Here is a 20,047-nt window from a genome sequence, read left to right as displayed (position 1 = left end):
TTAACACAATGTTTTCAGAAAAAGCAAACACCATATTTCAAGACGTTATTAAAACCTACAAAGTCTTAAACACAGTTGACCAATCGTTTACAAATAAATTTGATAAGAACGAAGATGTTATCTCACATTTACTATACAGAAAATGTTGGATTGATACAGTACAATGGGCTTATGAAGACATTATTAGAGACCCAAATATAGACCCAGTCGGCGCTTTAAAACTTAAACGTATGATTGACGCGTCTAATCAAGACCGTACGGATACTGTTGAGTACATTGACAGCTATTTTTTAGACAAGTATAAAGACGTAACCCCAAAATCTGATGCTAAGATCAACTCTGAAAGTCCAGCTTGGGTTATTGACCGTTTATCTATTTTGGCATTAAAAATTTACCACATGCATATAGAAACTGTCCGCGAGGATGCTAGCGATAGTCACAAAACAGCTTGCCAGAAAAAACTGGATGTTTTATTAGAACAACGAGTTGATTTAAGCACAGCTTTAGACGATTTATTGACCGATATAGCTAATGGGGACAAGTACATGAAAGTCTACAAACAGATGAAAATGTACAATGACGATGAGCTTAACCCTGTACTTCGAGGTCAGAAGTAATTAACTTTTGCCAAAACCAAAACACATACTCGTTTTACGTTTCTCAGCAATGGGAGATGTAGCAATGTCTGTACCTGTTATTCGAGCATTAGTATCTCAATATCCAGATGTAAAAATCACTGTTGCAACCAGAGGTTTTTTCGCCCCTTTTTTTATAGGTATAAAAAATGTTGAAGTTTACGAAGTTGATTTAAAAACAAAATACAAAGGTGTTTTAGGGCTTTATAAATTATCTAAAGAATTAAAAGTCATAGGGTTTGATGCTGTAGCAGATATACATAATGTATTGCGAACTAAAATATTAAAGTTGTTTTTTTCAGGAAAAAGAGTTGTGCAAATAGACAAAGGCCGTGCAGAAAAAAAGACACTAGTTTCTGGTGAAAAATTTGAGCAGCTAAAAACAACGCATCAACGCTATGCAGATGTTTTTGCTAGACTAGGTTTTTCAATAGATTTGTCCAGTCCAATTTTCTCTAATAAGGTTGAGTTAAATTCTAAACTAAAGACCTATATAAGCGATTCAAACTTGCCAATAATTGGGATTGCTCCTTTTGCAGCTTTTAAAGGGAAAATGTATCCAATGGAGCAAATGAAGATGGTAATTAATCAACTATCAAAAGATTATAATATTATATTATTTGGAGGCGGAAAAACAGAAACAGAAAAGTTAAATCGTATAGAACAAGAGTATAGCAATACAAAATCTGTTGCTGGGAAATTGACTCTAAACGAAGAGCTAGATATTATCTCCAATTTAGATGTAATGCTATCTATGGATTCTGGCAATGCGCATATTGCCGCAATGTTAGGTATTAAGGTAGTGACCATTTGGGGTGTTACGCATCCATATGCTGGATTTGCGCCATTTAATCAACCCAAGGATTATGCGTTATTTGCAGACAGAAAACAATATCCAGAAATACCAACATCAATTTATGGCAACAAACAACCAGAAGGTTACGAAAATGCTGCGGGAAGTGTTTCTGCTGAAAGTGTGGTATCAAAAATTAAAACCATTATTTCTAACAGCGAAGTGGTCTAAAATCTAATGTCTATAATCTTTTAAACATCGTCATAATCTATAACCACTTTTGCAGTAGTTGGGTGTGCTTGGCAAGTTAAGATTAGACCTTCGGCAACTTCGTTATCGGTTAAAATATTATTTTGTCTCATGGTAGCTTCGCCTTCAGTAACTCGTGCAATACAGCTACTACAAATACCACCTTGGCAAGAATAAGGTGCGTCAATATCCTTTTTTAGAGCAGCATCAAGAATAGAAACATCTTGAGCCATCTCAAACTCAAATTCTTCATCATCTACAATAACTTTTAGCTGTGACTTTCCACTACCTACTTCAGTTGAAGTTTCAGTAGTTTCAGTTGGTGCTGTAAATAGCTCAAAATAAATGCTTTTTTCCTTAATGTTATTTTCAATCAACACCTCTTTTACAGTGTGTATCATTGCTTCTGGTCCACAGAGATAAAAACTGTCAATAGTGACGCCTTTGTACTTGTTTTTAACCATTAAGTTAACAGTACTTTTTTCGATACGACCAAAAAGCGCATCAGCTTCTTGAGCTTGACTGTAAATAAAATGGACGTGGAAGCGATTACCATATTGTTGTTTTAATGTTACTATCTCTTGAGCAAACATGGCATCATTTAGCTTTTTATTACCATAAACTAAAATGAAATTACTAAAAGGTTCGTCTTCCAAAAGTGTTTTAGCAATGCTTAAGATAGGCGTAATACCACTTCCAGCTGCAAACGCAGCAACGGTTCTTGTTTTGGCTTCGTTAGCTTCAAAGACAAAGCGACCATTAGGTTCTGCAACATCAATAGTATCACCTACATTTAGCTTTTCATTTGCATAAACTGAAAAAGTGCCATTTTCAACGGCCTTAACTGCAACCGTTAAACGTCCACTATTTACTGAAGAACAGATAGAATAATCTCTACGAATCTCATCACCATTAATTTCTGTTTTAAGAGTGATATACTGACCTGCCTTAAATTTAAAGTTGTCCTTTAATTTTTCAGGAATATCAAAAGTTAACGCCACAGATTTTTCTGTGACACGGTCAATAGATGTTATAGTTAGATTATGGAATTGTGCCATTGCAATATTTTTTTGCAAAAATAAGGAAGGCTTTTGTTTTATGAAGCATCTTAATTATAAATTACATATTGATCAAAAGTCTAAATAAACTATCTAAGATTTTTAAAAATTCACTAAATCGCAGAGTTATTTTTGATTAAATATCTAGAAATAGTATTAGAATCCTAATTAAACAATATAGAATTTAAAATTATTGAAATTATATTGCTTTTTCGCGCCCTGATTTTTCCTTTTTAAAGCTTTTTTTTCCTCTTCATATTCTTTTAGGGCCTGTCAGTGTTAGGTTAATAGAACATTGAGCACTAAAGACCTGATTAAAAAATTTTGATTTTTAAAAAAAAGAAAACATGAAAAAATTTATTTTATTATTACTATTACCAGCATTTATTTTAAGCTGTAGCAACGATGACGATAGTATAGCTATTGAAGAAAATATAACACCAGGTGTTATAAGAATTGCACAGGTAGATGCACAAGCAGATTTGGTAGTTTTATCAAATTTAGGAACAACGACTACAGATGTCGCTGATTATTTTTTATGCCTTGGACCTGGGACTTATGTTAGAGTTTCTGATGCAGCAAATGGTTCCACAAACTTAGCACCAAACCAAAGCATTACATTATCGTATGATGTAAATGAAGCAGCTGATGGATTAAGTATTTTTTCTACAAACACATTTGGCTCAAGTGATCCAAATATTTTGTTAGACTATTTACAATGGGGCGCAGGAAATCAAGCAAGAGTTGCCCAAGCTGTAAGCGCAGGTCGCTGGGATAACGTTAATAACTTTGTAGCTGTTGGGACGTCTTATAATTTTACTGGCCAAGCTAATGAATTTGGAGCTTCGTTTTATGAGACTATTGGAGCTGAAGAACCAACACCTTTAGTACGTATTTTACAAGTAGATGCATCTACGGATCGTGTATGGTTATCAAACTTTGGGACAACATCTGTTGATGTCGGAGATTATTTTTTATGCTTAGGTCCAGGAACTTACGTTAGAGTTTCGGATGCAACTAACGGCTCTACAACAATAGCACCTGGAGCTAACATTATGTTAGACTATGATGTAAATGAGGCATCGGATGGATTGGGTATTTTCTCAACAAACACTTTTGGTTCTAGCGACCCAAGCATATTGTTAGATTACGTACAATGGGGAGCTCCTAATCAAGCTAGAGTAAATCAAGCAGTAACTGCAGGCCGATGGGATAACGCCAATAACTTTGTAGCAAATGGATCACCATATACTTTTTCTGGTGAAGGAGATGAATTTGGTTCTACATTTTGGGAAGGAACACCAGAACCAGAATCTAGAGTTGTAAGAATAGCACAAGTCAATGCCAATACAGATCAAGTTTGGCTAGCAAATTTTGGTAATGTTTCTGTAGATGTAGGAGATTACTTTTTATGCTTAGGCCCTGGAACATATGTTAGAGTTTCGGATGCAACAAATGCTTCAACTAACTTGGCGCCTGGAGAAAATGTAATGTTGTCTTATGATGTTAATGAAACTGTAGACGGCTTAAGTATTTTCTCAACAAACACCTTTGGTTCTAGTGACCCTAGTATATTGTTAGACTATGTACAATGGGGAGCAGGAAACCAAGCTCGCGTTAATCAAGCCGTAACAGCAGGCCGTTGGGATGATGCAAATAATTTTATAGACGGAGGTCCATCATACACATTTAATGGCAACGCAGATGAATTTGGGTCTACGTTTTGGTAAAAGCCAAATTCTACCACTTTGATTGTTTGGGAGGACAATAACATAAAACCTACTTTTTTATGTTTTGGTTGATTGAGAGGTCGTATAGATATAGTTCTGTACGACCTCTTTTATTTTTAAAACAGCAACGGGTTCTTTTTAAAGTTATAAATTCACTTAATTTGTGTAACAAATAGTTTATAACTGCTACTAACACCAACAGATAACCTAACCAAACTATGATAAAGCACTTTCTGAATTTAGAATGGAAACAATATTTCCGTTCTTCCTATTGGCAAAAAAACCTAGCGCTTAATATCCTTTTAGTGTTTTTTGCACTTTATATGATAGGAATATTTGTGTTTTTGGGAATATTCTTATTTAAGATATTATCAAAAATGTTCCCTGAACAAGATCCATTTGTTGTTGCAAATAGCTTTATATTTTTCTGGATTTTGGGAGAAATTGGGATGCGATTTTTTCTCCAGAAATTACCAGTTATGAGCGTTAAGCCATTATTAACTTTACCTATTAAGCGATCAACTATTGTCAATTTTGTCTTAGGCAAATCGGCATTATCGTTTTTTAACTTTTTCCCATTGTTTTTGACAATACCTTTTGGTATTTCATTATTAAATAACGGATATTCAGCAAGTGTGGTTTTAACGTGGCTAGCCACAATGTTCTTAATATCACTTATTGCCAATTTTTTAAACTTTATACTCGAAGCTTTTTCAGCAGAAAGAGAATTATCATTCTTGCCATTAATCATACTTGTTGGAGGGTTATATGCTTTAAATTATTTTGAAATCATTTCATTTCAAGAAATTGTAGGCAATGGAATTTTAGCAATTACAAAAAATCCAATTTATTTACTAATTCCATTCGTGGTATTGGTTGCATTATATACGTTTAACTATAGCATATTACGCAAAAAATTATTCTTAGACGCTTCATTAAAAACTAAAGTTAAAGATGTTAATACTTCTGACTTAGCATGGACAAAACGTTTTGGAGATATTGCACCATTTATGCAATTAGATTTAAAACTCATATGGCGTAATAAGCGTACAAAATCCATGGCCTTACTTATGGTCATTGGTCTATTGTATGGTTTGTTTTTCTATCCACAGCCTATGTATAGAGACATGGAGTTTATGTGGGCTTTTATCGGAATTTTTTCTACTGGATTTTTCTTAATCAATTTCGGGCAGTTTATTCCAGCTTGGGATAGTGGTTACTACAAGATGCTAATGAGTCAGAATATAAAGTATGAGCAATATTTGCGCTCTAAATTTATACTCATGGTTATGAGTGTAGTTATAATGTTTGTACTCGGTATACCGTACCTATACTTTGGCTATAAAATCTTAATTGCTCATGCAGCAGCTGCAGTTTATAATATTGGGGTTAATTCTCATGTCATTTTATGGGGAGGTTCTTATAATAGAAAGAAAATAGAACTTGACAAAAAAGCAGCTTTTAATTACCAAGGTACAGGAGCAGTACAATGGTTAATTGGTATTCCTTTAATGGCATTGCCAATGGCCTTATTTGGATTGCTTAACTGGCTTATTAATTTTGAAGTGGCTATTGCAATTCTAGTAATTATGGGTGTTATTGGGATATTACTTCATAAAAAATTAATGACATTTATTACTCAAAAATACCTAGATTCTAAATACAAAATGATTGCTGCCTTTGGCAAAGACTCTTAATACAACACAACCATGATATATACAAAAGACATTTCAAAATCATACAGCGGAACACAAGTTCTTAAAATAGACGAATTAGAAATCCCTAAAGGCCAAAGTTTTGGACTTGTTGGAAACAACGGTGCTGGTAAAACGACGTATTTTAGTTTGCTATTAGATTTAATTAACCCTTCTACAGGGACAATTACTAACAATAGTGTTGTGGTATCCCAAAGCGAAGATTGGAAACCATTTACATCGGCATTTATAGATGAAACCTTCTTAATAGGTTATTTAACTCCTGAAGAATATTTCTATTTCATAGGCGATTTAAGAGGTCAAAATAAAGCAGATGTTGATAAGTTAACGGCTAAGTTTGAAGATTTCTTTAATGGCGAAATCATTGGAAAGAAAAAATACCTTCGTGACTTAAGTAAGGGTAATCAAAAGAAAGCAGGCATTGTTGCGGCACTTATTGGTAATCCAGAAGTGATTATTTTAGATGAGCCATTTGCTAACTTAGATCCAACAACACAAATCCGTTTAAAGCAAATCTTAAAAGATTTAGCAGAAAAACAAGGTGTTACTGTTTTGGTATCTAGCCACGATTTACTTCATGTTACAGATGTTTGCGAGCGTATAGTGGTGTTAGAAAAGGGTGAAGTTGTAAAAGATTTAGAAACTAATCCAACGACATTAAGAGAGCTAGAAGCCCACTTTACTAAAAGTGCAGTTTCAGTTTCTGAAGAGGAAGAATAGTATATTATACTTAAAATAAAAAGAGCCTAAGAAAATCTTAGGCTCTTTTTGTTTTTTTAAACATTTGTAAATCCTCTAAAACCATTGAATTTTGGTCAAAAATTCAAAAAGATGTTTATTTTTACGACTTAGGATAACAAAACCCTAATGTTTTCGTTATTCATAAACCAAAAAAACCATCTTTTGAAAACATTTACAAAAGTCTCAATATTAGTCTTTTTAATGGCAATTATAGCTCAGAGTTGCTCTCGTAAAAAAGACAACTTTATCAATAGGGTTTGGCATTCTGTAGGTACAGAATACAACATACTATACAATGGTGAAATTGCATTGCAACAAGGTCTTGAAACTGTCAATAATGCGTTTACAGAAAACTTTTGGGAGCAACTACCAATAGAACGTTTTGAAGCTAAGGACGAAGTCCGTCTTGGCAATGAGGCCGAAAATTCAGACTTTGAACGCGCTGAAGAAAAAGCAACCAAAGCTATTCAAAAGCACAGCATGACTATTAACGGGAAAGAGAAAAATCCGCAAATAGATGAATCATACCTGCTGTTAGGTAAGGCAAGATATTACGATCAACGTTTTATACCTGCATTAGCAGCATTCAATAATATCTTAAATAAATATCCAACAAGCGATAAGATTAACCAAGTAAAAGTTTGGCGAGAGAAAACAAATCTTCGTTTAGGGAGTCCAGAGTTAACGATTAAAAACCTTAAGCGCCACTTAGAACAAGAAGATGTCGAAGGGCAAGACTTAGCTGATATTACAGCAGTATTAGCAGATGCGTATCTAGCCATTAAAGAAAAAGATACTGCATTAAAATATTTGGATACTGCAGCGGTTGCTACAAAAATTAATGCGCAAAAGGCACGCTATCATTTTATTAGAGGTCAACTGTACAATCAATTTGGTAAAAAAGATAGTGCCAATATGGCTTTTGATGAGATTATAGATATGCACCGTAAAATCCCAAGGGCATTTTACATCAATGCACATTTAGCAAAGTCCGATAATTTTGATGCCGAAAAAGGTGATAAGTTAGTATTCATGGAATACCTCACGGAGCTAGAAGAGAATAGAGAAAATCGTCCTTTTTTAGACAAGATATATCATAGGATTGCTAGATTCCATCAAGAAGAAAGTAGAGACAGTCTATCTGAAGCGTATTATAATAAATCGATAAAAGCAACACAAGGAGATAAAGAATTAAACTCTAGGAACTACCTCATACTCGGTGATATGTATTTTGATAGAACAGAATATAAAACCGCTGGAGCTTACTATGATAGCACGCTTACAAATATGGTTGAAAAGACAAAACCATATCGTGTAGTTAAGAAAAAAAGAATAAACCTTGATGATGTTATTTATTACGAAGGTGTTGCAAGAGCAGGTGACAGTATACTTAATGCTGTAAGTTTACCTAAAGACCAGCAAATAGCACTATATACGGATTATATAAAAGAATTAAAAGCTCAAGACTCTATTGCTGCTGAAGTTGAAAAGAAAAGAGCACAGAAATTAGCGAGCAAAGCTTCAGGAAAAGGGAGTGGTATAGCAGGATTTAATAAACCTCAGCGCGCTAATTTACCTGGCGTTCCAGGAAATAATAATGGCGGTAATTCAGATTTTTATTTCTATAATCAGACGACAGTATCTTATGGTAAAAATGAATTTTTAAAACTATGGGGACAACGTAAACTTCAGGACAATTGGAGACTTTCTAATAGCCGCGATAATTCTGGTTCTGGTTCTGGAAAAGAAGAAGGTATAGAAGAAAACATTACTCAACTTGAGCGTTATGACCCTGAATTTTATATAAAAAGACTACCGACAGATAAAGTCGTTTTAGATAGTATTGGTAAAGAAAGAAACTTTGCTTATTACCAATTGGGATTAATCTACAAGGAAAAGTTTAAGGAGTATGTCTTAGCCAAAGATAAACTTGAAGGTCTGCTAAAAAACAACCCCGAAGAGCGCTTAATTTTACCTTCAAAATACCAGCTATATAAAATATATTTACTTCTAGGACAGAATGACGAGGCCGAAATTGCAAAGAACAGAATTATTGCCGAACATCCAGATTCTAGATACGCCGAAATATTACGCAATCCAGATTCTCAATTAGCCAAAGATCAAAATAATCCAGAAACCGTATATGAGAATTTATTTAGGAAGTTTGAAGCTCAAGAATATGTAGAAGTTGTTGCGTCAGCAGAAGAAAATATTAAGCGCTTTGAGGGTGATGGGTTTGTACCTAAGTTTGAAATATTAAAAGCCTCAGCACTCGGTCGTTTAAAAGGATACGAAGCCTACAAGGATGCTGTAAATTATGTGGCATTAACTTATCCTAATTCTGAAGAAGGAAAGCAAGCACAACAGATTTTAACCAATGCACTTCCTACACTTAAAAACAAAGATTTCTTACCAGAAGACGAAGGCAATTCGTTCCATGTTATTTATCAATTCAATAGCTCAAATAAAGAAGAGATAAAACAATTTGAAGAAGAACTTTCGAAAATAATGGAAAGATTGCCGTATCCAGACATAAGTCTTTCAAAAGATGTATACGACGAAAACACTACATTTATAGTAGTTCACGGTCTAAAATATATTACATCAGCTTTAGGTTTTGGACCTACACTTCAAGATTATAAAGAAGATAATACCAAAGGTATTACTAAGGAATATTTTACAATATCTTCTGCCAATTATGCCATTGTTCAAAGACACAAAAATTTAGGAGACTACATTAATCCAGAATAAAATTATTAATCATGTTTTCAGACAAAAAACAAAAATCGATTATGGATACAAGCTCACAACAAAATATTATTGCACATGGGACAAGAATCGTTGGTGATATTGAAAGTAAAGGTCCTTTTAGAATTGACGGTTCGGTTGAAGGTAATGTTAGAACCGAAGGTAAGGTTGTCATTGGTAAAGCAGGGAACGTCATAGGAACCTTAGAAGGAGTTAATGTAGATGTAGAAGGTAAGTTTTCTGGAAAGCTTTTAATAAAAGGAACGTTATCGCTCAAATCTTCAGCTCATATTGAAGGCGAAGTACAAGTTAGTAAACTAGCAGTAGAGCCAGGAGCTACATTTAATGCAACCTGCAGCATGAAAGGTGCCGTTAAAGCACTTAACAATGGAGAAAAAACATCCGAAAAAAACGATAAAGGAACAGAAAGAACGGCTTAATACTTATGCTCGTTTTTCTGGTATTGCCATACAAATGGTAGCAATTATTGCTATAGGCACATTTGTTGGTGTTAAACTTGATAAGAAATACCCTAATAAAAACAACCTTTTTACACTTGGTTTTACTTTAGGGTCAGTAATTGCATCATTAGTTTATGTAATAAAACGTATTATTGCAGCCTCAAAAGATAATTCTTAGAAAACTATTATGGAAGCATTTAAAAAGAGACAGATTTCGTTTTTATTACAACTTTTTGCGGTAACAGCTATTTTATTTGGGCTTCACTTGTATTTATTAAGCTACTTTGCAGAAGAAGTAGATTTCTTTTTTCCTGTTTGGCATATTTATGTATTTCATTTTTTAGTAACTGCAGCATTCTATACCATTATCAATTATAGATTCTCATCTGGTAAAACAAATATCTTCAATTTGTTTATGGGACTTACATTTTTAAAAATGATTTTTGCAATTCTTTTTCTCTTACCATTATTGCTTTCTGATTTTGAAAACAAGCAGCCAGATGTTTTCAATTTTTTCATTCCTTATTTTATGTACTTATTTTTTGAAGTTTACGCACTGACTAAGTTCCTTCAAAAGGCATAAAAACCAATAAAATATAATGCAAAAAACACTTTAAAAATTATATCAAAATTAGTGTTTGTCAATTCATTTAATGTGCGTACATTTGCACCGAATTTAAAGCAAGGTATTTTTAACCCCGTAAGAATGAGAATAAACACCTTAAAAAACATCATATTGTCTGCATTGTTTATTGCAGTGTTTAATGTGAGTTTTGCCTCTGACTCAAAAGAAGGAGATGGCGATGAAAAATTCAATCCTAATGAAATGATTATGCATCACGTTAAGGATGCGCATGAATTTCATATTATAGATTGGAACAAAAAACCAATCTCACTTCCTCTACCAATCATTTTATGGACAGACAATGGTTTAACTACCTTTATGTCATCAGGGTTTCATCATGACGATTCTGGTAAAGAGATTGTTGAAAAGAACGGCGGTAAGTTTGTTAAGTTTCATGAAAAAATATACCAACTCAATGACGGTGAGACTGTAGCGGTTTTCAACGATAAGCATGAGTTGACCAATGCCGTAAAACCACTAGATTTTTCTATTACTAGAAACGTGTTTATGATGTGGGTTTCTGTAATAGTTTTACTATTTATATTTTTCTCTGCAGCCCGAAGCTATAAAAAGAGTAAGAACAATGTACCATCTGGTATTGGTAGTTTTGTTGAGCCTTTAGTGGTATTTGTAAGAGACGAAATTGCTAGACCAATGATTGGTGAGCATAAATATAAAAGATACATGCCGTATTTATTGACCGTATTTTTCTTTATATGGATTAACAATATTTTTGGATTGATTCCAATACTGAACGGTGCAAACTTAAGTGGTAACATTGCATTTACGATGGTACTTGCGTTGTTTACCTTTATAATTACAACATTAAGTGGAAACAAAAACTATTGGCAACATATTTTCTGGATGCCAGGTGTTCCTGTACCAATGAAAATATTTTTAATGCCAATTGAGATTATCGGAATGTTTACTAAGCCAATATCTCTAATGATTCGTTTGTTTGCCAACATTACTGCTGGTCACATTATTATCTTGGCATTAATGTCTTTAATATTCATTTTCAAATCTGTAGCAATTGCACCAGTTTCTGTAGCGTTTTCATTATTTATTACAGTTATTGAGATTGTTGTAACTGCTATACAAGCATATATATTTACAATATTGTCGGCCTTATATTTTGGCATGGCAACTGAAGAAGCACATCATTAATTAATTTAAATTTTATATTATGACTATTTATGGAATTGCAGCGATTGGAGCTGGATTAGCAGCGATTGGAGCTGGAATGGGTATCGGTAAAATTGGTGGGTCAGCTATGGAAGCTATGGCACGTCAACCAGAGATGCACGGAAAGATTCAATCATCTGCATTAATCTTAGCAGCCTTCGTAGAAGCGGTAGCACTATTTGGTGTTGTTGTTGCCTTATTACAAGCGGCACCAGCAGCATAATTAATGCATTAAATTACATACAGAAGTAACGGTTGGTTGCTTCTGTATGTAAAATTTAAATTATTTAAAACAAAACAAGAATGGAATTAGTAAACCCTGGGTTTGGATTAGTATTTTGGACAGCAATTACGTTCCTAATCTTACTTTTTATATTAAGAAAATTTGCTTGGAAACCAATACTTGGTGCAGTAAGTGATAGAGAAGAAGGTATCAAAGATGCTTTAGCCTCTGCTGAAAAGGCACGTCAAGAAATGGAAAACCTTACAGCAGATAACGAGCGTATCTTACAAGAAGCACGTGCTGAGCGTGAAGCTATGTTAAAAGATGCTCGTGACATGAAGAATAAGATGATATCTGACGCTAAGGAAGAAGCGCAAGCGCAAGCAAGCAAAATGATTGAGCAAGCTCAAGCAGCAATAGAAAGCGAAAAGAAAGCTGCTATGGCAGAATTAAAAAGTCATGTAGCAGGATTATCAATTGATATCGCAGAAAAAGTAGTACGTGATGAATTATCTAACAAAGACAAACAACTGAAGTTGGTTGAAGGTATGTTAGGTGAAGCAACTTTAAACTAATTAATAAATGTCAGGATCAAGAGCAGCAATACGTTATGCAAAAGCAGTTTTAAGCTTAGCAACAGATCAAAAATCTGCTGAAGCTGTAAACAGTGATATGAAATCTATCACTAGTGCAATTGCTCAGAGTGAAGATTTAAATCAGATGCTTCAAAGTCCTGTAGTAAGATCTTCAGATAAAAAGGCTGTACTAACATCAGTATTTGAAAATGCTAATGTAACTACAATAAATCTTATTGATACTTTAATCTCTAATAAGAGACTAGTGCTTTTAAATGATGTAGCAGCTAGTTATACACAGTTATACGATCAAATGAGAGGAACTCAAGTAGCAACTGTTACTACAGCAGTACCTTTAACAGCAGATTTAAAAACTAAAGTATTAGCAAAAGTAAAAGAACTTACTGGTAAGGAAGCAGAAGTTGAAAATATAATAGATGAAAGCATTTTAGGTGGTTTCATTTTACGAGTTGGTGATATTCAGTATAATGCTAGTATTGCAAACAAGCTCGATAAATTAAAAAGAGAATTTACATTAAATTAAGATAATATCTATCTAATATAAATAAAGATGGCAGAAGTAAAACCAGCTGAAATATCAGCAATCTTAAAACAACAACTTTCAGGTTTTGAAGCAGGTGCTTCATTAGACGAAGTAGGAACAGTATTAACTGTAGGTGATGGTATTGTACGTGCTTACGGATTAGCTAACGCGCAATATGGTGAGTTAGTAGAATTCGAAGGCGGTGCAGAAGGAATCGTTCTTAACCTTGAAGAAGATAACGTAGGTATCGTACTTCTAGGTACTTCAGTAGGAGTAAAAGAAGGTTCTACAGTAAAACGTACTGAACGTATCGCATCTGTAAAAGTAGGTGAAGGTATTGTTGGACGTGTTGTAGATACCTTAGGTAACCCAATTGATGGTAAAGGACCAATCGCAGGAGAAACTTATGAGATGCCAGTTGAGCGTAAAGCACCAGGTGTTATTTATAGAGAGCCAGTAACAGAACCATTACAAACAGGTATTAAAGCAATTGATGCAATGATTCCTGTAGGTAGAGGACAACGTGAGTTGGTAATTGGTGACCGTCAAACGGGTAAAACAACAGTTTGTATTGATACTATCTTAAATCAAAAAGAATTTTACGATGCAGGTGAGCCTGTATACTGTATATATGTAGCCGTTGGTCAAAAAGCATCAACAGTTGCAAACATTGCAAAAACATTAGAAGAAAGAGGAGCTTTAGCTTATACGACAATTGTAGCTGCTAACGCATCAGATCCTGCTGCTATGCAAGTGTATGCACCAATGACTGGAGCTTCTATAGGAGAATATTTTAGAGATACTGGTCGTCCAGCATTAATCATTTATGATGATTTATCTAAGCAAGCGGTAGCTTACCGTGAGGTATCTTTATTATTACGACGTCCTCCAGGACGTGAGGCGTATCCTGGTGATGTTTTCTACTTACACTCAAGATTATTAGAGCGTTCTGCAAAAGTAATTAATGACGATGCTATTGCTAAAGAGATGAATGATTTACCAGAGTCTCTTAAGCCAATGGTAAAAGGTGGTGGTTCTTTAACAGCTTTACCAATCATTGAAACACAAGCAGGAGATGTATCAGCATATATACCAACTAACGTAATTTCTATTACTGATGGTCAGATTTTCTTAGATGGTGATTTATTTAACTCTGGTGTTCGTCCAGCAATTAACGTAGGTATTTCGGTATCTCGTGTTGGTGGTAACGCTCAGATTAAATCCATGAAGAAAGTATCTGGTACATTAAAATTAGATCAAGCGCAGTTCCGTGAATTAGAGGCTTTTGCTAAGTTTGGTTCAGATTTAGATGCATCTACTTTAAATGTTATTGAAAAAGGTAAGCGTAATGTTGAGATATTAAAGCAAGCCCAAAATGACCCTTTTACTGTAGAAGATCAGGTAGCAATCATTTATGCGGGTTCTAAAAACTTATTAAAAGACGTACCTGTAGATAAAGTAAAAGAATTCGAAAGAGATTATGTTGAGTTCTTAAATGCTAAACACAGAGGTACTTTAGATACACTTAAAGCTGGTAAATTAACTGATGAGGTTATTGACACTTTAACAAGTGTAGCAAAAGACTTATCAAGTAAGTTTAGAGCTTAATTATTAAATTAATGTCACTCTTGGTCTAAGGTTGATTGAGAGTCTTTATAAATTAAAGAATGGCAAACTTAAAAGAAATACGTAACAGAATATCATCAGTCTCTTCAACGATGCAGATTACTAGTGCCATGAAAATGGTATCTGCTGCTAAGTTAAAAAAGGCTCAAGATGCTATTACTGCAATGCGTCCTTACTCTAATAAGCTAACAGAATTATTACAGAGCTTAAGCGCCACTTTAGATGCCGATTCTGGAAGTAAATATTCTGCTCAAAGAGAAGTTAAAAATGTTTTAGTTGTTGCTATCACTTCTAACAGAGGTTTGTGCGGCGCTTTTAATTCTAACATTATTAAACAGACCAATGCTTTAATTAATGATATCTATTCTGATAAGAATGTTTCAGTTTTAGCCATTGGCAAAAAAGCAAACGATGCTTTTTCAAAACAAGACAGAGTTATTGCAAATAAAAGTGAAGTTTTTGATGACTTAACTTTTGATAATGTTGCTGAAATTGCTGAAATGCTAATGGAAAAGTTTGTTGCTGGGGAGTTTGATAAAATAGAACTAGTTTATAACAGCTTTAAAAATGCTGCCACTCAGATAGTAATTTCTGAGCAATTTTTACCAATTGTGCCAATTGAAGGAGAAGCAAACACAAACTTAGACTATATTTTTGAGCCGTCTAAAAAAGAAATTGTTGAAACTTTAATCCCAAAGTCTTTAAAGACACAATTGTTTAAAGGCATTAGAGACTCTTTTGCATCTGAACATGGTGCGCGTATGACAGCAATGCATAAAGCAACAGATAATGCAACTGAGCTAAGAGATCAGTTGAAATTAACTTATAATAAAGCACGTCAAGCAGCAATTACTAATGAAATCCTTGAAATTGTTGGAGGAGCAGAAGCCTTAAACAATTAGGCAAGAATTAGTAAAGTTAAATATCAAAAAAACCTCACTTTTTAAGTGGGGTTTTTTTGTGGATTGCTGTTTTATAAATAGAAAGGCGTAGAAGCTATTAAATATTATTTTTTTCATGTAATGTATTACATTTAGTTGCGTCTATTTAAGAATATCGTAATCATATTTTCAATATCGAATTAAATTGAAGATATTTGATTTCCAAAAAAAGTAAAATGAAAAAGAAACTTTTAATTGGTTCAAGTTTTCTACTTGGACTGGCATTCGCTTTTACATTATTGTTCCCGAACCAGAATTCTAAATCTGAGAAACTTTCAAACGATGATATTGTAAAAATTCACAAAGAAAATTTAAATAATAGCCCTTTTAAGGAAACTCTAAAGTTGACGAAAAAAGAGCGAAAAGCATTAGGTATCCCTCCCGATAGATATTATGAGGATGAGTATGAATTAACGATGAATCCATTGCTAGGAAGGCCAACACCAGAAAACTTAGAAAGCATACGTGAAACTATTGAAGCACGTTTTAGACAACGTGTACCAGGTGATGGTATTGAAAATGATTGGGAATCTCGTGGACCAGATAATGTAGGTGGTAGAACAAGAGGATTAATGTTCGATCCTAACGACGCTACAAACAAAACAGTTTTTGCAGGAGGTGTAAGTGGAGGTTTATGGAAAAATAATGATATCACTGATGCTAATACAGTCTGGCAACGTGTGGATCTACCAGAAAATCTTAATGTATCTGTAATTGTTGCAGACCCAAACAATCCGCAAATATTTTATATAGGAACAGGAGAGTCTTACACCAATGGAGATGTAAGCGGAGATGGTGTATGGAAATCTTCGGATGGAGGAACTACATGGGCGAGAGTTTTAGGTGGCGTCTCTGGACCGACAGTTTTCGAATCTGCGTCCAATATTACAGTAAATACGCCAGCTAGTATTGCTGGAGATTATAATTCAAGAGAATCAACAAACTTTGGGGTACAGACCTCAACAGTAATTACGGCAGATTTTGTATTAGCTAATGATACAACATCTGCAATACCTTCAGAAGGCTGTAACTCGTTTGGTGCAGATGCAACAGGCAGAATAGCTTTAATAAGAAGAGGGGATTGTCCTTTTGTAGAGAAGGTAAAAAACGCTCAAGACGCAGGAGCTATTGCTGCCATAGTACTTAATAATGTTGGAGGCGCACCTATTAATATGGCGGGGACTGACCCAACTATTACCATTCCAGCAATTATGATTTCCAAGGATGATGGAGATGCTATTGTAGCTGCTTTACAATCAGGTACAGTAAATGGTTCTATAAATCCTGCAACAGGAACATTTACAGGAACTTTAGTGCCTGGAATACAACAAATAAACGATATAAAAATAAAGGACAACGCAGGCGTATCTGAAGTATACGTCGCAGCTGGTGATGCATTTTATGGCTCGGCTAATGTATCCACTTTCCTTGGAGGAACAGAGCTAGGTGTTTTTAAATCCGTAGATGAAGGAGTAACATGGACAGAAACAAATATTCCTCAAACAGCAAATGGGAATAATCATGAGCCTAATGATATAGAAATAGGTGCTGATGGAAAAATTTGGGTATCCACAATAAATAGCTCCATTTTTGGTGATGGCGGTGGGGAAATTTTCTCCTCATCAGATGGACAAAACTTTACTAGTGTTTATACAGTTGCAAACGCAGATCGTACACAGATAGCTGTGTCATCTCAGAATGCAGGAACTATATATGTGTTAGCCGAAGTCCCAGGCGGAGTAGCAATGGAAGGTACAACAGATGGTTTTGTGTCGGACATCTTTAATTTAGAATTACCAAATGATGCCGATGACGGTATTCCTGCAAACGACTTTACTCGTGGTCAAGCATTTTATGATTTATTATTAGAAGTTAGCCCAAGTAACGATCAAACACTTTATGCTGGTGGTATAGATTTGTTTCAATCTAGTAATGGTGGAGCATTAGGCAATCCCAATTCATGGGTACAAATTTCAAAATGGTCCAATAATAATAATTTGGCAGCTTTAAATGTGCCATTAGTTCATGCTGATCAGCACGCAATGGCTTTTGCTCCAAATAATCCAAACACTATATTATATGGAAATGATGGAGGTGTTTATTATACATCGCTCACTCTTTTCGATATAGTACCTAGAAATAATGGTTTTATAACCTCACAATTTTATACGGTCGGTGTGGCTCCTACAGACGCTTTTACAGGAGACACAGACCATTTTATAGGTGGATTACAAGACAATGGCACTCAGTTGTTTGATAATGTCGGACCAGGCATTAACAGTTCTTCAACTGCATTTGGAGGTGATGGTGCTGCGAGTTTCTTCGACCAAGATGGTACAGATCAATATTATATCACAAATTTTGTTTTTAATCGTATTGTTAGACTAGTTGATTTAGGGACTGGCCAAGTAGTGAATATTAATAATGAAGGAGGAAGTAATGGCTCATTTATAAATCAACAAGCTTTAGATTCTAATTTGGATATTTTATATTCAAACTACTCTTCAGGTACAAATATTTTGATTAGAAGATATTCAGGGATAAAAGACCAAAGCACTTTAGCAACAACAGATATAAGTAATATTATTGAATTTACGAGTAGACCAACAGCACTTGAGGTATCACCGTTTACCACAACCTCTTCTACACTTTTGGTAGGGACTGTTTTAGGAGATATTTTAAAAGTTGAAAATGCTGATTCAAGCCCAACATGGACAAATATAGAAACTGATAATGCTATTGTAGGTAGTATATCAGACGTACAATTTGGAGCCAATGAAAATGAAATTTTTGCTACTGTACACAATTATGGTGTAAATAATGTATGGTATACTTCTGACGGTGGTGCAACATGGTTACAAAAAGATGGGGATTTGCCAGATTTACCAGTTAAAGCTATTCTTCAGAATCCATTTAACCCAGAAGAAGTTATAATAGGGACAGAATTAGGTATTTGGTTTACATCAGATTTCTCTTCTGCAAGTCCAGACTGGGAACCAGCTCAAGGCGGTATGTCCAATGTAAGAGTTACAGATATAGATTTAAGAGACGATAATGCGATTTATATATCTACTTATGGTAGAGGCGTATTCTCAGGACAATTTATTGAAGATCCAAACGCTGATAATGATGGTGATGGCGTCCCTAATATTTCTGACAATTGCCCAAACACATCAAATGCAGATCAGGCAGATGCAGATGGCAATGGTATTGGAGATGTATGTCAAGATACGGATTTAGATGGTGTAATAGACATTAATGATAATTGCCCAGATAATGCAAACGCAGATCAATTAGATACGGATGGTGATGGTGTTGGAGATGTTTGCCAAGATGGTGATGGCGACGGAATAGCTGACGGTGTTGATAATTGCCCAGACACTTCGAACCCAAACCAACAAGATTTAAATAATAATGGAATTGGTGATGTCTGTGACACAAGCTTCGAAGACCCAAGTAACATTACCTTAGAAATCACTTCTGAGCGTTGTGAAGGTCAAAATAATGGCGAGGCTCAGATAACTGTTTTACAGACATTTGTCAATTACACTGTAACATTGAGTGGTTCAGGAACCAACCTTACTCAAACTATTACAGGAGCTAATAATACTACGACATTTACAGATTTAAGTGTTGACTCATATACCATTTGTGTTAATGTAGACGGAAGAGATTTTGAACAATGTTTCGAAATTAATATTGATGCAGCACCTGCTTTAGGAGGTGTATTCAGTTTCGCTAATAATGGAGGAGACATAAATAATCAAGAAACTTCCGTAAATATTAATACAGGAACTGCACCTTACACTGTAGTATTTAATGATGAGGTTGTTATGGTAACAAGTCAAACGTCTTTTAATGTAGATACTTCTGGAGGTGGTCTTTTAGAAGTGACTTCAGCTATAGCTTGTGAAGGTAAACTTAGTAGAGTTGTTGAAGACTTAACTCCGTTAAAGTTGAGTTATGGACCTAATCCAGTGACTAACAATCTAAGAATAAATATACCTAATGCTCCAGAAAATGGTGTTGAAGTACAAGTATATGATGTACATGGAAAGCTTATTATAAATCAGAATTTATCTATCCAAGGCGGAGGAACATATATTAATGTTCCATTTACAAATCTTACTCAGGGCATTTACTTTGTAAGACTTAATATAGAAAGAGCCGAAATGATTAAAATCATTAAAAAATAAAA

General features: G+C 34.5%; 17 protein-coding genes. 16 read left to right on the top strand and 1 reads right to left on the bottom strand.

The window, feature by feature from the left end:
* Positions 1–8 precede the first annotated feature (8 nt).
* Positions 9–617 (top strand): DUF4254 domain-containing protein, encoded by a 609-nt coding sequence (locus Q0770_RS07370; protein WP_299115549.1) that lies wholly within the window; start codon positions 9–11, stop codon positions 615–617.
* A 49-nt stretch (positions 618–666) separates the two neighbouring features.
* Complete coding sequence (locus tag Q0770_RS07365) at positions 667–1,659, top strand: glycosyltransferase family 9 protein (RefSeq protein WP_299116462.1); 993 nt, start codon at positions 667–669, stop codon at positions 1,657–1,659.
* A gap of 20 nt (positions 1,660–1,679) precedes the next feature.
* Here the strand turns inward: Q0770_RS07365 and Q0770_RS07360 are convergent, their stop codons facing one another.
* Complete coding sequence (locus Q0770_RS07360; protein ID WP_299115547.1) at positions 1,680–2,735, bottom strand: ferredoxin--NADP reductase; 1,056 nt, start codon at positions 2,733–2,735, stop codon at positions 1,680–1,682.
* Between the two features lie 347 nt (positions 2,736–3,082).
* On the opposite strand from Q0770_RS07360, the gene Q0770_RS07355 reads away from it, so the two are divergent.
* The 14 genes from Q0770_RS07355 to Q0770_RS07290 all read left to right on the top strand — a co-directional run bounded on the left by Q0770_RS07355 (position 3,083) and on the right by Q0770_RS07290 (position 20,045).
* The gene (locus Q0770_RS07355; RefSeq protein WP_299115545.1) at positions 3,083–4,465 is read left to right on the top strand and encodes a hypothetical protein; all 1,383 of its coding nucleotides are present in this window, start codon (positions 3,083–3,085) and stop codon (positions 4,463–4,465) included.
* Between the two features lie 218 nt (positions 4,466–4,683).
* Complete coding sequence (locus Q0770_RS07350; protein ID WP_299115543.1) at positions 4,684–6,162, top strand: DUF5687 family protein; 1,479 nt, start codon at positions 4,684–4,686, stop codon at positions 6,160–6,162.
* Between the two features lie 12 nt (positions 6,163–6,174).
* The gene (locus tag Q0770_RS07345) at positions 6,175–6,900 is read left to right on the top strand and encodes an ABC transporter ATP-binding protein (RefSeq protein ID WP_299115541.1); all 726 of its coding nucleotides are present in this window, start codon (positions 6,175–6,177) and stop codon (positions 6,898–6,900) included.
* Positions 6,901–7,083: 183 nt separating this feature from the next.
* Positions 7,084–9,672, top strand: coding sequence for a tetratricopeptide repeat protein (locus Q0770_RS07340; RefSeq protein ID WP_306420463.1), 2,589 nt, complete (start codon positions 7,084–7,086; stop codon positions 9,670–9,672).
* Positions 9,673–9,683: 11 nt separating this feature from the next.
* Positions 9,684–10,109 (top strand): polymer-forming cytoskeletal protein, encoded by a 426-nt coding sequence (locus Q0770_RS07335; protein ID WP_299115539.1) that lies wholly within the window; start codon positions 9,684–9,686, stop codon positions 10,107–10,109.
* Positions 10,057–10,308, top strand: coding sequence for an AtpZ/AtpI family protein (locus tag Q0770_RS07330; protein WP_299115537.1), 252 nt, complete (start codon positions 10,057–10,059; stop codon positions 10,306–10,308). The genes Q0770_RS07335 and Q0770_RS07330 overlap by 53 nt, the downstream gene beginning before the upstream one ends.
* 9 nt (positions 10,309–10,317) lie before the next feature.
* On the top strand, positions 10,318–10,713 hold the full coding sequence (locus tag Q0770_RS07325; protein ID WP_299115535.1) for a hypothetical protein: 396 nt from the start codon (positions 10,318–10,320) through the stop codon (positions 10,711–10,713).
* Between the two features lie 123 nt (positions 10,714–10,836).
* Positions 10,837–11,922, top strand: a complete 1,086-nt coding sequence (gene atpB, locus Q0770_RS07320; RefSeq protein WP_299115533.1) for a F0F1 ATP synthase subunit A — start codon at positions 10,837–10,839, stop codon at positions 11,920–11,922.
* 19 nt (positions 11,923–11,941) lie between these two features.
* The gene (gene atpE / locus Q0770_RS07315; protein ID WP_299115532.1) at positions 11,942–12,163 is read left to right on the top strand and encodes an ATP synthase F0 subunit C; all 222 of its coding nucleotides are present in this window, start codon (positions 11,942–11,944) and stop codon (positions 12,161–12,163) included.
* 80 nt (positions 12,164–12,243) lie between these two features.
* The gene (locus Q0770_RS07310) at positions 12,244–12,738 is read left to right on the top strand and encodes a F0F1 ATP synthase subunit B (protein ID WP_299115530.1); all 495 of its coding nucleotides are present in this window, start codon (positions 12,244–12,246) and stop codon (positions 12,736–12,738) included.
* Between the two features lie 7 nt (positions 12,739–12,745).
* A complete protein-coding gene (atpH, locus tag Q0770_RS07305; RefSeq protein ID WP_299115528.1) occupies positions 12,746–13,282 on the top strand; it encodes an ATP synthase F1 subunit delta in 537 nt (178 codons plus the stop codon).
* A 27-nt stretch (positions 13,283–13,309) separates the two neighbouring features.
* Entirely contained in the window at positions 13,310–14,890 is a 1,581-nt protein-coding gene (gene atpA, locus Q0770_RS07300) for a F0F1 ATP synthase subunit alpha (RefSeq protein WP_299115526.1), read from the top strand.
* Positions 14,891–14,949: 59 nt separating this feature from the next.
* Positions 14,950–15,810 (top strand): ATP synthase F1 subunit gamma, encoded by an 861-nt coding sequence (gene atpG / locus Q0770_RS07295; protein WP_299115524.1) that lies wholly within the window; start codon positions 14,950–14,952, stop codon positions 15,808–15,810.
* Between the two features lie 215 nt (positions 15,811–16,025).
* Positions 16,026–20,045 carry a thrombospondin type 3 repeat-containing protein gene (locus Q0770_RS07290; protein ID WP_299115522.1) on the top strand — a complete coding sequence of 1,340 codons (4,020 nt, stop codon included), beginning with the start codon at positions 16,026–16,028 and terminating at the stop codon, positions 20,043–20,045.
* Positions 20,046–20,047: the final 2 nt, after the last annotated feature.

Source organism: uncultured Winogradskyella sp. (assembly GCF_947501905.1).
GTDB lineage: Bacteria > Bacteroidota > Bacteroidia > Flavobacteriales > Flavobacteriaceae > Winogradskyella.
Note: the sequence above shows the minus strand (reverse complement) of the source record. Positions and strands in the feature narration are given on the sequence as shown.

Coding starts and splice junctions, on each gene's coding strand:
- Q0770_RS07370 (WP_299115549.1), top strand. CDS start 9: ATGTTTTCAGAAAAAGCAAACACCATATTTCAAGACGTTATTAAAACC.
- Q0770_RS07310 (WP_299115530.1), top strand. CDS start 12,244: ATGGAATTAGTAAACCCTGGGTTTGGATTAGTATTTTGGACAGCAATT.
- Q0770_RS07365 (WP_299116462.1), top strand. CDS start 667: ATGGGAGATGTAGCAATGTCTGTACCTGTTATTCGAGCATTAGTATCT.
- atpB (WP_299115533.1), top strand. CDS start 10,837: ATGAGAATAAACACCTTAAAAAACATCATATTGTCTGCATTGTTTATT.
- atpH (WP_299115528.1), top strand. CDS start 12,746: ATGTCAGGATCAAGAGCAGCAATACGTTATGCAAAAGCAGTTTTAAGC.
- atpG (WP_299115524.1), top strand. CDS start 14,950: ATGGCAAACTTAAAAGAAATACGTAACAGAATATCATCAGTCTCTTCA.
- Q0770_RS07355 (WP_299115545.1), top strand. CDS start 3,083: ATGAAAAAATTTATTTTATTATTACTATTACCAGCATTTATTTTAAGC.
- atpA (WP_299115526.1), top strand. CDS start 13,310: ATGGCAGAAGTAAAACCAGCTGAAATATCAGCAATCTTAAAACAACAA.
- Q0770_RS07360 (WP_299115547.1), bottom strand. CDS start 2,735: ATGGCACAATTCCATAATCTAACTATAACATCTATTGACCGTGTCACA.
- Q0770_RS07290 (WP_299115522.1), top strand. CDS start 16,026: ATGAAAAAGAAACTTTTAATTGGTTCAAGTTTTCTACTTGGACTGGCA.
- Q0770_RS07325 (WP_299115535.1), top strand. CDS start 10,318: ATGGAAGCATTTAAAAAGAGACAGATTTCGTTTTTATTACAACTTTTT.
- Q0770_RS07335 (WP_299115539.1), top strand. CDS start 9,684: ATGTTTTCAGACAAAAAACAAAAATCGATTATGGATACAAGCTCACAA.
- atpE (WP_299115532.1), top strand. CDS start 11,942: ATGACTATTTATGGAATTGCAGCGATTGGAGCTGGATTAGCAGCGATT.
- Q0770_RS07350 (WP_299115543.1), top strand. CDS start 4,684: ATGATAAAGCACTTTCTGAATTTAGAATGGAAACAATATTTCCGTTCT.
- Q0770_RS07330 (WP_299115537.1), top strand. CDS start 10,057: ATGGAGAAAAAACATCCGAAAAAAACGATAAAGGAACAGAAAGAACGG.
- Q0770_RS07345 (WP_299115541.1), top strand. CDS start 6,175: ATGATATATACAAAAGACATTTCAAAATCATACAGCGGAACACAAGTT.